Origin of the sequence: Psychrobacillus glaciei, assembly GCF_008973485.1 — a bacterium.
In the GTDB taxonomy this organism is placed as follows: domain Bacteria; phylum Bacillota; class Bacilli; order Bacillales_A; family Planococcaceae; genus Psychrobacillus; species Psychrobacillus glaciei.
In genome coordinates this window covers 1368198-1383768 of record NZ_CP031223.1, presented here as the reverse complement: position 1 = coordinate 1383768, position 15571 = coordinate 1368198, and the positions used below count along the sequence as shown (strand labels likewise).

Here is a 15571-nt window from a genome sequence, read left to right as displayed (position 1 = left end):
GCTTAATAACATCACAAAAACATGATAACGAAAAGCACATCAATTGCTTAACTTGATGTGCTTTTGTACTGTTCACGTAAAATATTCAAGTTTAGCCTTCGGGAAAAATTTTTTCATATACCCATAAAGATGTTCTTTTATATCTTCTTCTTCCTCTTTTTGGTAAATGTATTTACCTATTCCATACTTTCCCCATTTATATCTTCTTGCGGTTTCATCTAGTTCTAATTTGGTCATAGGATAGTTCTTTTCGATTACTTTTTTAGCGGGCTTTGTAAAACGGTGTTGAATGAATTCAAATGTAATATCATCTCTTGCATCCATAGGAAGTTCCGCATCAAGCCGCTCAAACAGATGATAATAACCTTCCTCCCATCCTTCATGAAGGTAAATTGGAGCTACTATGAAACCAAGCGGATAACCGGCTCTCGCTACTTTTCCTGCCGCTTCTATTCGATTAGCTAAAGAAGATGTCCCAGGTTCAAAGTTTTTAATGACATAATCAGCATTTACACTGAAACGAAATCTGGTCTTTCCGTTATGTTTGGCATCTAGTAAATGGTCAACATAATGAAATTTCGTTACAAATCTCAACCTACCAAGTTCAGTTTGACCAAAATGCTCGATTGCTCTTTTTAATGTATGTGTTAAGTGATCAATCCCAACAATATCAGAAGTACAAGATGCTTCAAATCGAGTAATGTCAGGGGCACGCTCTTCCATATAACGATCAGCGGCTTCCAAGATTTCTTCCACATTCACATATGTACGAATGTATGGCTTGCTTCCCATGGTTGTTTGTAAATAACAATAATGACAATGGCCCATACAACCTGTAGCAAATGGTATAGCATATTCAGCTGAAGGTTTGGACGTATCAAACTTAAGGGTTTTCCGAATTCCCACGACGAGAGTGGATTTGGCAATACGATACTTTTGAAAATCATTCTCACCGGGTAGATCTCGAACTTGATTATGGGAAGTCGTATATCGAATTTCTGTTCCCATCTTTTCAAATTTTTCTTTTAGTTCTTTCCCAAGTGGATATTCCAATGCATTTGGTTCAAAATATACAAGCTGTGGTGTAAATGGTTTTTTCATGTCTTACCTCCTTTTTAATGAAAATACTGGCGATACGCATGTTCAGCTTCTGCTTCATTTGCATAGATGGCCATTTCAGTTGATAAAGGGTAATAAGTTTCATAAAGAAAAAGAGCTAATTCATTCGGATTATCCGGGCTATTTACTACGGCCGCTTCTTGTATATTAGCTACATTTTGGATATGTGGATTTCGATAAAAAATATAAACTACGTCTCCCGCATTGTAATTACTAAGCAAGACATCACCCTCCTCATTTCTTGAAGTTAGCTTGGCTGTATATGAGAAAATTATGTCACTGTTTGTTGATTTATTAGTAAAGGAAATTACCAGGCACAGAATACCCATTAAAGAATGAAAAAGCGACCGAAATTCTCTTCGGCCACCTTATATACGGAGTGTCATTAGGGAGCTATATCATTCCATAAGGATTCGGCTCGTACCAATAATACCCTACATCAGCATATGGATAAGAATAACTTTTTTGTTGTGTTAATTCGATATTCGATGCAATGGCTAAAGCAATAAGTTCTGTACATGCGCCAATTACCTGTGTCCAACTTCCAATTAACTCTAGCGTTTCTCCTGAAATATCCAATTTATTTAGAATCGATATATTACCAGCTGCATCAAGAAATGCTCCCAATGCTACTAAGCTATTTCCCGTTGCCTCAAGATTTTTTGTTGGTGATTTTCCTGCTACAGCTCCTACAGCTTCATATACTGCACCAAGACCTTGTACTCCGCTTCCAACTGCATTTAACCTAAGTCCCTCTTCCTCAGAAGAATGAATTTCAATCTCCGTTGCAACTGTATTTGTAGAGTTTCCTCCAGCTTGAAGCCAGCATCCTATGATGTTGTCCATTCGGAATGGCTCTTTTTCTTCCAAAAATAATTCTGTATTTCCCAGCGCTTGAAGGCTATTGCCAAAAGCTTCGATGGCATTTCCTTGCGCAACTAACTTTGCACCCTTTGGAGTACCAGTCGTAGTTTCTTTCGTTTGTCCTATAGCAGAGATAATTGTCCCAATTACAATTACCCATGCTCCCGAAAAAATGAGCTCCTCTCCATGTTTCTTCACAATATCCCACCGTTCCAGAAAAGAAGTTATTATATCTTATTCATTAAAACGGATGTGGTGTTTTCATTATGTAAACCTTGCTGTTTAATCTCATTCTCGGTTATTGAATCAAGTCAAAAAAAGAGGTTTTTTATTAGAAAAGTGAGAGACATCCTAAACTTATATTTCCCGGAAAATAGTTTAGTCTGATTTTCTCAGATTGAGCTTAACTAATTTTGAGTTGTACTTTAAATTAGCACTTTGCTCTAATGTGAGTAAAGCATCAGTTTCAGGTAATAATAATAACCAAAGGAGTGAAGGGAAATGTCAAAAAAAAATAAAATATTAGTGCCTTCCGCTCGTAAAGAATTAGACAAACTTAAGGCACGAGTTATGAAAGATATCGGTTACGATGTTGATATAAACAATCCTGATCATGTAAAGTATGAAATTGCTGAAGAGTTAAATATTCCATTGAGTAAGGGATATAACGGCAAACTCACATCTGAACAGGCAGGAAAAATTGGAGGACCGATTGGCGGAAATATGGTGAAAGAAATGATAAGAATGGCTCAAGAACAAATGACAAGAAAATGAATTAGCTAATCCTCAGTTGTTCTCCTTTAGACGCATAATCAGCGACGGTTGGGGGACTATAAAGCTGAGTCCCATGCTACTTTGCAATAAAAATAGTAGATGTAAGACATTTTTTCGAAAATACAACTGGAGGTACTACACAGATGACACAAACACAACAAAACATCAGTTCAAGAAGTGCATATACCCGTTTCATGTTGGGCTCAATGATGACTGCATACGGTACCGTAAGACTTATGCGTGATTCGAAAAGCAGAAGTGGACAAGTGCTCATCTTGTTAGGTTCAATGAAAGCTGCGGAAGGGGCAACAAGATTTTGCCCGAGAAAGGCAATGGGTTCATCAATAACGAATAGTAATATGATGCAAAAAATGAAAAGTGACAACGCTTCTCAAGGTGCATTAGCAGGTGCTTCAATGAATAGCGCTACTCCATCTGGAGAAAACACTCCGGATAATAGCAATAACAAAATGAGTGGAAACATTATGCAAATGGTAGGAAAAATTGTTCAAATGTTAACTGTCGGAAATACCTCTCAAAGTACAGAGGCAAGTGCACAAAATATGGGGAGCACTCATAGCATGAGCGGCGCTTCAGGGCAAGATACTACGAGTGGTAATATCGCTCAAACTATAGGAAATATGGCACAACAAATGACGAACGGAACTACATCCCAAACAATTAGTAAAATTACCCAAAAAGTTGCTCCACAAGTTGGGCAAATAATGAAAGACGTAGCTAGCATGACCGGATCACAAACGGTCAGTGGAACGAATAATAGCGGAAAACAAAACTCTGGGACGAATGGAAATACGAAGAAAGAGGCAAGCGGAAACTCAAATGGTACAATGAATGCAAATAGTGGTGCTTCGAAATCAGCTTCCGCTTCTAAACATAATGAGAACAAGCAAGCTGCTTCCTCAAATGATAATAAGGAGCAAAAAGCAAATACAACAAATCCAAATAAGGGTGGTAGTACCGCCAATAAATCGAACTTAACAAATGTAGAATCAACAGCAATAAAAGCCGCTTCAAAAACAACTGATCAAAACGCAACTTCGTCCAATATTCTACAATAACAGTAAAACATGCCACTTCAAATGGAGGTGGCATGTTTTACTGTTATCCCATTTTTAACTTTACTTTTATGAAAAGCGCAAGCGCCTTTTAAGTGCAACTTGTCTTTACTATTTCCAAAGTGCTTTGGACAAAACATCAGCTATACTATTACCGTTGGAATTTTTGTGGCTCGTGATGTGACAGCGTCACTTCACGAGCTATTTTTTTCGGTAATCTTGGAGCGGCTGTTTGTCCGTCGCCTTCTTGAAATATGTAAAGACATAATGCATTTGTTTTGGTTAATGAGAGAATAAATCCTTTCTTATTCTTTTAAAAGCGGACGAAGATACAATTTCGTCCGCTCAGCGCTTCTTTATCTATAGATGCTACCTATTTTTTTAGGTTCCACCAACTCTAATCATCTACCCACATATTCATGTATTCTATGGACGGTAAAAGTAAAAACATATAGGAAATCCTACGTAAGGTAGTCACCATTAAAAAGCATTTCAAGTCGTTGTGAATACTCGATTTCTAGTTTATTAATCTCATATTTTTTTATAGGGTACTACTCACTTAATGGATTGTAGTGAAAAGTGGCAATTCCATCGGGATGAGTGAGAGGCCACTGAAAAAGTCACTATTATTCAAAAAATAAAAATGATATCCAGTATTTACATCAATTTTTAGGGAGTTTGTGGGGATGTAAGACTAATTATAAGGTAAATATACTTCTCAAATGGTGACTTTAATTTCTGATTTTTGTTTTTCAGCGCCCTCATGAGTTAGACAGATGAGCCATCGCAAGCTTGCGAATGCGGCGGTGATGCCTCATCGCTCAACCCGAGGAAAGAGCCCTCCTGAAACAGAAATCCGTCGGGGTAAAATAATCCTTTAAAGCACTATGAACACTGGTTTCGCAGCAGGAAAAACCATATACTTTCTTATTCTTTAAGAAAAACGTAAACTTCCTTTAAGTGCATCTTGTCTTTACTGTTTACAGAGTGCTTTGGACGAAACATCAGCTACACAATTAACGTTAGACTAATGGATCATTATTTCTTCCAAGAATATCGTCTTTCTTAATTGCACTATTGATTGTAGTGAAAGGTGGCGGCTCCAGACGGTGGCCAACAGGATGTTGGTCACAAAGGCGTTGCCACACGAGGTGACGCTCTTAGCCTTCGTTCCTCGGAGATAGATGAGACATCCCAAGCGACTTGAGTGCGGAGGTGATGGCTCATCGCTCACCCCGCGGAACGCGTCCACCTGAAACGGAAATCTGCGGTATTATTTAATTCTTTAAAGTAATATGAACACTGGTTTCGCAGGTTGATAATCCATAAACGTTCTTATCTTTTAAAAAAACCGCAAAAATAACTGGTACATCAAATGGATGCACCAGCTACCATTCTATTATTTTAAATATTTTTTACGATATTCTTCACTTTCCCAGAAATCCGCATGTTTTATGCCAAGCTGTTCCGGACGAAATACTGGATCTTTTCCTTCTTTTTTCTGTTTCTCGTAATCTTTTAGCGCAATCATAGAAGGTTTAAAGAGTATTAATATTCCAATTAAATTGAGCCAGACCATTATACCTAAGCCGATATCTCCCATGTCCCATGCCACAGCCGCTGTCCGAATACTTCCATAGAAAGTAGCTCCTAATAATACAATCTTAACTAATAACATAGGTAATTTCGATTTCGTTTTTCTTGTCAGATAAGCAATGTTTGTTTCTGCAATATAATAGTAAGCCATAATAGTAGTAAATGCGAAGAAGAATAATGCGATTGCGACAAAGCCTGCTCCGAAACCAGGCAAAACCGATTCTACAGCTGATTGTGTATATCCTGGACCTGGTTGCATATCGCCGAGTCGCTTTACGATAAACGTGCTATCTGGTCGAACGGTATTATACATTCCCGTAATTAATATCATAAAAGCAGTCGCTGAACACACAATCAACGTATCGATGTAAACAGAAAATGCTTGGACAATTCCTTGTTTTGCTGGATGCGAAACTTCAGCTGCACCAGCAGCGTGTGCACCAGAGCCTTGCCCTGCTTCGTTCGAATAGATTCCTCGTTTAACACCCCACGAAATAGCCATACCTACTATTCCACCAAATGCTGCATCCATTCCAAATGCACTCTTGAAAATTAGGACAAATATATTCGGTAATTCAGTAACATTAAGTGCAATAACAATAAGTGATACAAGGACATACCCAACCGCCATAAATGGCACAACAAATTGAGCAGTATTAGCAATCCTTTTGATTCCTCCAAAAATGATAAAGCCAAGAAGTATAACAATAATAATAGCAGTAATCATAGTATTCATACCAAATGCATTTTCAAGCCCTGCTGCAATCGAGTTAGCCTGTACACCTGGCATTAACAACGCCATTGCTAATATAGATGAAACAGCGAAAAGCACCCCATACCACTTTTTCCCGATCCCTTTTTCGAAATAATATGCAGGACCTCCGCGGTATTCCCCGTCTTGCTTTACTTTATAGATTTGTGCCAACGTCGATTCCACATATGCCGTACTTGCTCCAAGAAAAGCAATCGCCCACATCCAGAATACTGCTCCGGGACCTCCAAACGCTATTGCCGTTGCCGTTCCTGCAATATTACCAGTTCCTACTCGTCCAGATAAAGCAACTGACATCGCTTGAAAAGAAGTAATACCTGCATCTGACTTCTCCCCTTTAAATAGTAGCTTCACCATGTCCTTCACCAATCTAACTTGCATAAAGCGAGTCATGATCGAAAATAACACTCCAACTCCAAGCGACAAATAAATGATTGGTGAACTCCACAACACATTATTCAACCATCCTACTAATTGCTCCAACAAAATCCCCCTAACTTAGTAAAAACTTTTATTTCATTTTAAGTATATGATTAATAGACTGAATATATAAACTATTTTAAAAATAATATGTTGCAGATACTTTTCAAATAAAACTATTAGTCTAAGTTTTTGATACAATAATAATGAAATAACTTATTACATTGCGATTTTAAGGAGACCTTTAATGAAAAAATTACAGTTTTTATACCAACTTAAACTCATCCCTTCTATGTTAGATCAAAGCAACTGGACCGAAAAAGAAAATGCGATCGTTCAGCATCATTTCGAAGTATTACAAAACTTACAAGAAGAAGGAAAGCTTCTTTTAGCTGGTAGAACTTTGAACACGGATCCAATGGGAATCGTAATTTTGGAAGTAGATACGGAGAAAGAAGCGATTGAGCTAATGAATAATGACCCTGCAGTAAAAGAAGGGTTAATGGAAGCACAACTCTTTCCGTACCGAGTTGCTCTATATAAAAGATAAAGTATTGCTGAAAACATAAAAATATCTATACATATGAAAAAATGATAAAAAGGTTATTGAATTGGCTTGATTTGCCACCGCTTCAATAACCTTTTTTGGAATAGCGTTTTTCTTAAAAGTTTGATTTTTTTAATATTAATGACACATAGATTAGGTATAGCTTGTTCCATCTCCTATATGGATAAAGCAATCTTCTTTATTCAATTATTTAATTTCATAAGAGAAGTATCGCCTACCAAAGTCGATGTGTTAAATAAAAATAGAACATCTTTAATCCCATTCTTGGCCATATACTCCGAGATGCTGCCGTTATAATACCGAATGTCAATAACGTGAATTTCCGGTACATGTCTTGTAAGAAAAGGAATTACACTATGTGCATAAGAGTCTTTAATGACTAATAGCTTGTCTTGGTCAATCTCAACAGGTTCAAGCTTGGTTGTAAGCTTCATTAAAGCATGGACACCACCAAGGAAATAGGAATATTGATCCTTCTTAGCAAGAAAGCTCGGGTCGTACATGCTCGTCATCGTTTGATTTGTATCCGCAATATACATCTCAGTAGGGCTAAAATCACGAGGGATATAGACCTGGATGGTATCTGGAGTTAACCCATTAAACTGACTCCTAGTCTGATAACTCCCTAGAAACGAATGACTCACTGTTTGAATCAGAAAATCTTTCTGCGATAGAGTATGCCACCCTTTTTGCTCCGCATATGCAACATATGCCAAATAAGCTCCGTATGTAGTCCAGTGATGATCAGTCCTATAATAAATCGACTCAGAAGCATGGGGACTTAGGAAATCAAAGCCGTTCATAAACGTTAACCTTTTCCCCAAGTGATCATCGATAAATTGATTTACCTTCTTTTGAGGATAAGACGGCGCTAACCATGGTAGCTTTTCAGGATAAATACCTATCGATGTTGGCGCAAGCAGGAAGCTCATATTCACTTCTGGGTGGTTGCCTGCAAATTTATTTACCGAGTCTGTATATTGCTGAATTTTCGTATAATCAGGCTCTAAAAACTTTTCAAATAGATATCCATCTTTCCCTTTATAAATTCCGTTATTTTCTTGCTGAAACCGATATTTTTCTGCAGTTGATTTGATCGACAGCCACTTATCCCGAAAAGGAAAATGGTCGGTTACAAAATCCTCTGCATCTTGTGCATATTTATTGGACAATAAGTTATCCCAAGTTAGATGTGGTGCACTTTGTAAATATCTATTTTCCAAATCAGAAAAACGTTGATGAGGCAAAACGAAAAATAATAAGGAGAGTAGAAACAGCGCTCCGACAAAACCAAACACCAATAATCGCTCTGCTTTCTGCTTCATTATTTTCTACCTCCTAGAAACGAAAATATAAAAATGGGTTAAAAGTTGCGTCTACCAAATAAGCAACGGAAAGAAAGAATAAAAACCCATACCAAATAAGATGAAAAATCGACAGTTCATTCGTACTTGATGATTGCTTCCTAGGTAAAGAGGCGATTATCAATACAAGGAATAAAACTGCATTCGTATAAATAAAATAAACTGTCTCATTATTCCAATGCGGTTGGTGATTGAATCCCGCCATAGCACCAAAATAACGAACAATCAAGGATGGCTGATCAAATGCGAACAATACCCAACCGATTAGAATAAATATGATTGCATAGAGGTGCCTTACCCAACGTGGTAGACAAAGCAGTAGCTTTAACCCCCACCATTTTTCAATAATGAGGATGACGCCAAAATACAACCCCCAACATATGAAATTCCAACTTGCTCCATGCCAGAACCCCGTAAGCAGCCACACGATGAGAATATTTCGCATTTGAATGGCCAACCCACGCCGGTTACCACCAAGCGGAATGTAGACATATTCTCGAAACCAACTGCTAAGAGATATATGCCATCTCCTCCAGAAGTCGGTAATGCTCTGAGCAACATAGGGCTTGTTGAAATTCTCGTTAAATCGAAAGCCAAACATGAGGCCAAGCCCAATAGCCATATCGGAATAACCGCTAAAATCAAAATAGATTTGGAAGGCAAATGCTATAATGCCAAGCCAAGCCGTTAATGCGGGTATCGAATCTGGATTTGAATTCGAGATAGTGTGCCAAAGTAAACCGATACTGTTGGCAAGTAGCACCTTTTTAGCGAGTCCAATAGTAAATCGTCGAACGCCTTCTGCGAACATCTGAATAGTTTCCGTTCGTTTGTGTAGCTGTTCTGCAATCGTGTTATATTTCACGATGGGACCAGCTACTAGTTGTGGGAACAAGGCAACAAACGTTCCAAAGTCAATCCAATTACGTTGTGCCTTAGCTGTTCCTCTATACACGTCTATAATGTAAGACATAGATTGAAATGTGTAAAACGATATCCCAATGGGCAATGGAAGTTCAGTTAAAGGGATATTCGTTTCCAACAACGCATTTACATTTTGAATGAGAAAATCTGCATATTTAAAATAAGAAAGCAGAGTCAGGTTAATGACAATGGAAGATGCGACAATCCACTTTCGTTTTATAGGAGTTAGCTTAGGTCTGTCAAGTAACAAACCAAAGCTATAATCCGTGACAGTAGACACCAACATAATTATGATGTAAACCGGTTCCCCCCAAGCATAGAAGAAAAGACTGGTTAAAAATAAAATTAGGTTTCTAATCCGACTTGGCGAACAATAATATAGAGCTAGAACGGCCGGTAGGAACAAAAATATGAAAAGAAGGTTGCTGAATACCATAACCGTTTACTTTTGATCGAAGAAACTATCGTAAACTTTTATAAGCTCGTCTGCTTTATCGGAGATGACCAATAACACATAGTTGCCTTTCGTTACGAGTTTATAGTTTTTTGCATTCTCATATTGTTCAGGAAGATAATGCTCAAATTGCTTTTTCACATTTTCCGCTCTTTCTTTTACTGCTAATTCAACATCAGCTACATCTTTAGCATCTTTCACTTTCAAAATTGCGATTTCATTTGTCGATACGTTCATCATTGGAATTCTAATCGAATATTCTTCCAGCTTCTTAGGGTCTAGATTGTAAAATTCCTTCACTTGATCTGCTTGCAATTCTATTAGTGGAGGTTGTTCGACTTCTTTCACCATTTCATCTGCCATTTCTTTTGCAGGTAACTTCGACTCGATTGTAGATGGCTTATCATTAGAACACCCTGTAATCACCACCAAGCCTAATACTATTGTTACCATAAGAAAGATCATTCTTTTTTTCATTGTTATGTATTCTCCTTTTTCTTAAAACTGTACTTCAAAGAGAATAGACGGATGAAGTTTAGCAAGGTTACAAAATTTTATTAAAAACCGAAAAGAAAAATTAATAATTCCTCTTCCCCATCTACTTAGAAAGAATTTATGGTTAACAAATATCACTTTTCCACTTCATAATTTACATATATATCCACAAAAAAATGTAAACCATACACATATGGATCCATTGCAACATAAGCAACTTGTCTTTCCCAGTCTATTAATGGACACAACCACATATTGTGAAAATAAGAGGAGTTCATTCAATTCATCCTATCACCATAATGCGTAAAAGAAGCCAATGTCGCTTATGTCGAAAAGGATAATCGTGTAATAATTTACGCTAAAACCCACATAGGAGGAAGAATATTGAATCCACTAATACGTTTGTCCATTGTTAACCTCATCTTTTTTATTGTGATGCTAGTTATTAATTATTCCCTTGGATACAATGTAGGATATACTGCAAATGAGCAAACACCGTTAATACAACCAGCAAACTATGCTTTTTCCATATGGATCCTCATTTATTTCCTTTTGCTTTTATGGATTATAAAAGGATTTTTTGTACATGGAAAAAAAGGGAGTGTTTATAAGCAACTTCACGTTTTAACTCCTGTGAATTCCCTATTAAATGGAACTTGGGTTTTGGCATTTACACAACAAAAGCTTCTCTTGTCTACAGTTATAATTTTTCTTTTATTGTTCTCTCTCATACGGATTTATAGAAATATTAAACGGAATACTAACCGTGGTCTCTTTGATCTCATCCCATTTTCAATTTATTTAGGATGGGTATCTATAGCGAGTATTATGAATGTATTTACGTATTTTGTTCGTAACAATAGCTTCCCGCTTTTAGGGATAGAAGAACTAGGTTGGACGGTTATTGCGCTAAGTTTAGGTTGTATACTAGCTGTATTGTTTACACTTATTAACCGAGATATTTTGTACCCACTAGTAATTATTTGGTCTTATGTAGCGATTTACATGAACATTCAAGAAATAGCTATTCATCTGGTCACTCTGATTAGCATCGTTATTATTAGTTCTACTACACTGTATACATTTATTTCAAAAGTAAAAAGTGAAAAATAAGTACTTTCTTCAGATGAATAATCCAACGATTGTAGCTGTTAATACAGATGCCATAGTAGCAACAAATAACATTTTAAGTCCAAACTTTGCAACCATTGCAGATTGTTTTTCATCGATTGCCTTAACTGTCCCTAAAATGATTCCAATCGTACTAAAGTTGGCAAACGATACGAGGAATGCGGATACGACTCCAACTGTCTTAGCAGACAAGTTGGGTATTATCTCTTTAAAGCCCAACATTGCTACGAATTCATTGGAGATAATTTTTGTTCCCATTATCCCTCCTGCTCGAATCATTTCATGTGCAGGTACACCCATCAACCAAGCTACTGGAGACAATAAGTAACCCAGAATAGTGGTCAAATCCGTTCCAATAGTCGCTGTAAGCACAAAGTTAATCATAGCAATTAGTGAGATGTAAGCAATAAGCATAGCTCCCACAATTCCAGCAACTTTCATCCCATCAATAGCACCATTTCCAATCGCCTCAAAAAGAGACTCATCATGGATCATATCCTTCACTTTAATCTGTTCTCCTTCAACATATTGAGCAGGAGCTACCATTGATGCTAGTAATAATCCTGACATTACATTAAGAGGTAAGGCTATCAGTACATATTTAGGAGGTATCATTGTCATATAGGCACCGACAATAGATGCGGATACACTTGTCATGGATGCTGTAGTAGCTATAAATAACCTATTTCTATTCATTTTGGGAATATGAGTCTTAACGGCAAGTAAAGCTCCCGTATCTCCAAAGATGGATGATGCAACGGTCGAGAAAGATTCAATTACTGGTAAACCTGTTACTTTAGAAATTGCTCCTCCAAGATATTTAATCATTAAAGGTAAAATTCTGATATAAGTCAGTACACTAAGTAAAGTAGATGTAAATACAATTAGCAGTAAAACTGAGATAAAGAAAACAGGCGTGTCATTCGCAAACACAAAGCCTCCAAAAACAAAAGCTATCCCCTCTCTCCCAAATTCCATCAACTTAGAGAAGAAATTTGTAACTGCTATTACTATCTTTCCACCAATTGACGTATGAAGCATTGCATATGCCGTAACAAGCTGAGCTATAAATAAGATTACAACTGCTCTATAGTTGATATTTTTCTTGTTATTTGACAATAAAAATGCCGTTCCTATTAATACAATAACTGATAAGATTGCTGTAAAAAGTCCTGTCATGTTCATTTCTCTCCAATTCATCAGATTATTATTTTGCATCCATTGAACTTATCCATATTATTTAATTAGCATATCCAATGCTTTATGATGGATACATAAATAAAACATAGAGGCGTTCATATTGAAAATGAAAATTCATGATCAGTTCTCTTTTAATAACATGAGGCTTAAATACTACTTTAGATGTACCGATGATTGCGAAGATATTTTGATAACCAAAAGTATCCTGTTATAAACTAGTTAATTTGGTGATAAAACAATATTCACTAGGCATATAGTCGTTTTTGGATTACTTTGGAATGAACTATATTTTAAATTATTACTAGCAATAATATAACTTAAGTTTCAAAAACCGTTTAATCCATATGATATACTAAAAATGTTAAAAGCAATTATGGTTTTTTAATATTTTATTAGAGTGATAGGAGGTTTTTTATGGCGTGGTATTTTAAAGTTTTAAAAAATTATGTTGGGTTTACGGGGAGAGCGAGACGCACAGAATATTGGATGTTTACCCTGATTAATACTATCATTTCTTTTATACTTTATTTTCTTGGTGTCTTTGCAGATTCAGTTTCTTTTTTGCCAGTGCTTTACGAATTAGCAATTTTTCTGCCTGCTTTAGCAGTGTTAATCCGCAGACTACACGACACTGGAAGAAGTGGTTGGTGGGTACTTATTAGTTTCATCCCATTTGTTGGCTCTATCATTATTCTTGTATTTACATTTCTCGATAGTCAAGAGAATGATAACAAGTATGGGCAAAACCCAAAATATAGCTCAGATTATTGAATTGTCTTTAACAAATAGACATCATTATAGAAAAAAGGCTTCCAAAAGTTGCACTTTTGGAAGCCTTTTTTCTATAGTCTTGACTAATGCTTTGTTGTTAGTAGACCACAGAGATCTTAGTCTTTCTTTTAATCCTAAGTTTGTAATATGGACAAAATCATTGAATCCAGCATCTAAAATAATTCAGGATTATATATGAAATGGGAACTTCTTTTACTTTACAGAGTAATTTTAGTATTGTATATTTTCCTTTTCGATTCAATCTAATAATAATTGCCTTAAAAGCTAGTTATTTTTACTCTATTTCACCCTGTAGTATAGGCAATGTTATACTAAATGTCGTTTTCTCCCCAAGCTTACTTTGGACAGAAATGGAGCCATGATGCATTTCTACAATCTTTTTCACAATAGAAAGCCCTAAGCCACTTCCCCCATTGGATATCGTTCGCGATTGGTCCGATTTAAAGAATCGTTCAAAAATATGCAATTGGTCTTCTTCTGTCATCCCTATTCCGTTGTCCATAATGGAAGTAATTACCGCATCCTCTTCTTTCCATAAACGAATACTAATCATACCTGCATTAGGTGTAAATTTAATACTATTACTAAGTATGTTCATCCACACCTGATTCATCAGATCTTCATCGGCTTCTATTGATACACTTTCCAATTGAATGTCCATTTCAATATTTTTCTCTAACCATCTTGGTTCACAAGCAAGGACAACGCTTCGCAACTGTTTGTCTAATCTATATTTTTTCGGTTCAAAAGGGTGATGTTGCGATTCTAAAGACGTTAACTTCAGTAAATTATCACTGATTTTAGAAAGACGATTACTCTCCGTTTCTATGATCGTTAAATAATGCATTCTTTTTTCATCCGTTAAGTCAATGTTTTTCAAAGCTTTTGCAAACCCATTAATGGAAGTAAGTGGAGACTGAATCTCATGTGAAACATTGGAGATAAATTCTTGCCGCATTTTCTCCATTTCTCCCAATTCTACCGCCATATTATTTATCCCGCTAATCAACTGTCCAAATTGATCTTCTCCATTTGCTTTAAGGTCTAATTTTACATTAAAATCTCCAGTTGCCATTTGTCGTAAAGCAGCTACAATCGTATCCCAATAAACCCGCTGTCTCTTGGAACCAAATACAAAAGTTATGGCTGCCGTACACCAAAAGAATATAATTACACCTATTACCGTAATAAGTTGTTGCCAATATCCCTGAGGATACTTCCCTATCCAATCATAAATATAAGAGGTAAGATGAAAAGAAAGGAACGCAAAAACGGTGGTAGCTATTAGAAAAAGTGCAAACACAGCTAGAATCTTTCCGATGAACTTCCATTTTTTCATGAACCCAGCTCCAAACGATATCCAAGACCCCGTATGGTTCTTATGGAAAATCCGCTATTTTCTATAGGAAATCGTTCACGCAACCTCTTAATATGAACATCTACTGTTCGTTCATCGCCTTCATAATCAAATCCCCAAATTTCTTCTATTAATTGCTCCCTTGAAAATGTTTTCCCAGGGTAATTAGCTAACTTAAATAATAGATCAAATTCCTTTAATCGTAGTGTAATGTTTTCCCCCATATACATTAACTCATATGTGTTTCGATTCATCCAAACATTACCGACTTCGACTACCTGGGACAAGGAGATACGGTATCTTTTTAGAATAGATTTTACTCGTACGATTAACTCCGCAGGCTCGAATGGCTTTACAAGATAATCATCTGTACCAAGGTTAAACCCCTTCACCTTTTGAGCAGTTTCCCCTTTTGCAGTCAGCATAAGAATTGGCAAATCATCGTAAAACTCTCGTATTTCCCTACATAACTCCCAGCCATCCATATTTGGCATCATAATATCCATAATAACCATATCAATTTTTTCACACTCAAGCTTGGATAATGCATCTATACCATCCAACGCTTCTACTATATCTAAACCTTCATTTTGTAAAAATATTTTTACTAATTCTCTAATATGTTCATCATCGTCTACAACTAATAGTTTCGTCATGGCAACAAA

General features: G+C 36.4%; 15 protein-coding genes. 5 read left to right on the top strand and 10 right to left on the bottom strand.

The features are described from left to right. Positions 1-72: 72 nt before the first annotated feature. The 3 genes from splB to PB01_RS06140 form a co-directional block, all read right to left on the bottom strand. Positions 73-1101, bottom strand: a complete 1029-nt coding sequence (gene splB / locus PB01_RS06150; RefSeq protein ID WP_151699387.1) for a spore photoproduct lyase — start codon at positions 1099-1101, stop codon at positions 73-75. Positions 1102-1115: 14 nt separating this feature from the next. After that, positions 1116-1340 carry a transcriptional regulator SplA domain-containing protein gene (locus PB01_RS06145; RefSeq protein WP_225986183.1) on the bottom strand — a complete coding sequence of 75 codons (225 nt, stop codon included), beginning with the start codon at positions 1338-1340 and terminating at the stop codon, positions 1116-1118. A gap of 172 nt (positions 1341-1512) precedes the next feature. Beyond that, positions 1513-2181, bottom strand: a complete 669-nt coding sequence (locus PB01_RS06140) for a DUF6944 family repetitive protein (RefSeq protein ID WP_151699385.1) — start codon at positions 2179-2181, stop codon at positions 1513-1515. A 303-nt stretch (positions 2182-2484) separates the two neighbouring features. Here PB01_RS06140 and PB01_RS06135 point away from each other — a divergent pair, with 303 nt between their 5' ends. Both PB01_RS06135 and PB01_RS06130 read left to right on the top strand, forming a co-directional pair. After that, complete coding sequence (locus PB01_RS06135; protein ID WP_151699384.1) at positions 2485-2757, top strand: alpha/beta-type small acid-soluble spore protein; 273 nt, start codon at positions 2485-2487, stop codon at positions 2755-2757. Positions 2758-2900: 143 nt separating this feature from the next. Next, complete coding sequence (locus PB01_RS06130; protein WP_151699383.1) at positions 2901-3836, top strand: YgaP family membrane protein; 936 nt, start codon at positions 2901-2903, stop codon at positions 3834-3836. Positions 3837-5232: 1396 nt separating this feature from the next. Here PB01_RS06130 and PB01_RS06125 read toward each other — a convergent pair. Then, positions 5233-6684, bottom strand: coding sequence for an alanine/glycine:cation symporter family protein (locus tag PB01_RS06125; RefSeq protein ID WP_151699382.1), 1452 nt, complete (start codon positions 6682-6684; stop codon positions 5233-5235). Between the two features lie 184 nt (positions 6685-6868). On the opposite strand from PB01_RS06125, the gene PB01_RS06120 reads away from it, so the two are divergent. Continuing rightward, the gene (locus PB01_RS06120; RefSeq protein WP_151699381.1) at positions 6869-7171 is read left to right on the top strand and encodes a YciI family protein; all 303 of its coding nucleotides are present in this window, start codon (positions 6869-6871) and stop codon (positions 7169-7171) included. Positions 7172-7371: 200 nt separating this feature from the next. Here the strand turns inward: PB01_RS06120 and PB01_RS06115 are convergent, their stop codons facing one another. The 3 genes from PB01_RS06115 to PB01_RS06105 are packed head-to-tail and all read right to left on the bottom strand — an operon-like array spanning position 7372 to position 10408. After that, positions 7372-8514, bottom strand: a complete 1143-nt coding sequence (locus PB01_RS06115) for a DHHW family protein (RefSeq protein WP_151699380.1) — start codon at positions 8512-8514, stop codon at positions 7372-7374. 13 nt (positions 8515-8527) lie between these two features. Beyond that, a complete protein-coding gene (locus PB01_RS06110; protein ID WP_151699379.1) occupies positions 8528-9913 on the bottom strand; it encodes an MBOAT family O-acyltransferase in 1386 nt (461 codons plus the stop codon). A gap of 6 nt (positions 9914-9919) precedes the next feature. Then, positions 9920-10408 (bottom strand): DUF4358 domain-containing protein, encoded by a 489-nt coding sequence (locus tag PB01_RS06105; RefSeq protein ID WP_151699378.1) that lies wholly within the window; start codon positions 10406-10408, stop codon positions 9920-9922. A 402-nt stretch (positions 10409-10810) separates the two neighbouring features. On the opposite strand from PB01_RS06105, the gene PB01_RS06100 reads away from it, so the two are divergent. Further along, entirely contained in the window at positions 10811-11539 is a 729-nt protein-coding gene (locus PB01_RS06100; RefSeq protein ID WP_151699377.1) for a TspO/MBR family protein, read from the top strand. 9 nt (positions 11540-11548) lie between these two features. On the opposite strand, the gene PB01_RS06095 is transcribed toward PB01_RS06100, so the two are convergent. Continuing rightward, complete coding sequence (locus PB01_RS06095) at positions 11549-12736, bottom strand: NupC/NupG family nucleoside CNT transporter (RefSeq protein ID WP_151701986.1); 1188 nt, start codon at positions 12734-12736, stop codon at positions 11549-11551. A 435-nt stretch (positions 12737-13171) separates the two neighbouring features. Between PB01_RS06095 and PB01_RS06090 the strand changes: the two genes are divergently transcribed. Further along, positions 13172-13528 (top strand): DUF805 domain-containing protein, encoded by a 357-nt coding sequence (locus PB01_RS06090; protein ID WP_151699376.1) that lies wholly within the window; start codon positions 13172-13174, stop codon positions 13526-13528. A 295-nt stretch (positions 13529-13823) separates the two neighbouring features. On the opposite strand, the gene PB01_RS06085 is transcribed toward PB01_RS06090, so the two are convergent. Continuing rightward, entirely contained in the window at positions 13824-14888 is a 1065-nt protein-coding gene (locus tag PB01_RS06085; RefSeq protein ID WP_192797489.1) for a HAMP domain-containing sensor histidine kinase, read from the bottom strand. After that, on the bottom strand, positions 14885-15562 hold the full coding sequence (locus PB01_RS06080) for a response regulator transcription factor (protein WP_151699375.1): 678 nt from the start codon (positions 15560-15562) through the stop codon (positions 14885-14887). Before PB01_RS06080 ends, PB01_RS06085 begins: the two co-directional genes overlap by 4 nt. Positions 15563-15571 lie beyond the last annotated feature (9 nt).

Bases quoted from the DNA above. Each gene is read 5' to 3' on its own strand.
- PB01_RS06080 (WP_151699375.1), bottom strand. From the start codon at position 15,562: ATGACGAAACTATTAGTTGTAGACGATGATGAACATATTAGAGAATTA.
- PB01_RS06135 (WP_151699384.1), top strand. From the start codon at position 2,485: ATGTCAAAAAAAAATAAAATATTAGTGCCTTCCGCTCGTAAAGAATTA.
- PB01_RS06090 (WP_151699376.1), top strand. From the start codon at position 13,172: ATGGCGTGGTATTTTAAAGTTTTAAAAAATTATGTTGGGTTTACGGGG.
- PB01_RS06110 (WP_151699379.1), bottom strand. From the start codon at position 9,913: ATGGTATTCAGCAACCTTCTTTTCATATTTTTGTTCCTACCGGCCGTT.
- splB (WP_151699387.1), bottom strand. From the start codon at position 1,101: ATGAAAAAACCATTTACACCACAGCTTGTATATTTTGAACCAAATGCA.
- PB01_RS06095 (WP_151701986.1), bottom strand. From the start codon at position 12,736: ATGACAGGACTTTTTACAGCAATCTTATCAGTTATTGTATTAATAGGA.
- PB01_RS06130 (WP_151699383.1), top strand. From the start codon at position 2,901: ATGACACAAACACAACAAAACATCAGTTCAAGAAGTGCATATACCCGT.
- PB01_RS06120 (WP_151699381.1), top strand. From the start codon at position 6,869: ATGAAAAAATTACAGTTTTTATACCAACTTAAACTCATCCCTTCTATG.
- PB01_RS06085 (WP_192797489.1), bottom strand. From the start codon at position 14,888: ATGAAAAAATGGAAGTTCATCGGAAAGATTCTAGCTGTGTTTGCACTT.
- PB01_RS06115 (WP_151699380.1), bottom strand. From the start codon at position 8,514: ATGAAGCAGAAAGCAGAGCGATTATTGGTGTTTGGTTTTGTCGGAGCG.
- PB01_RS06105 (WP_151699378.1), bottom strand. From the start codon at position 10,408: ATGAAAAAAAGAATGATCTTTCTTATGGTAACAATAGTATTAGGCTTG.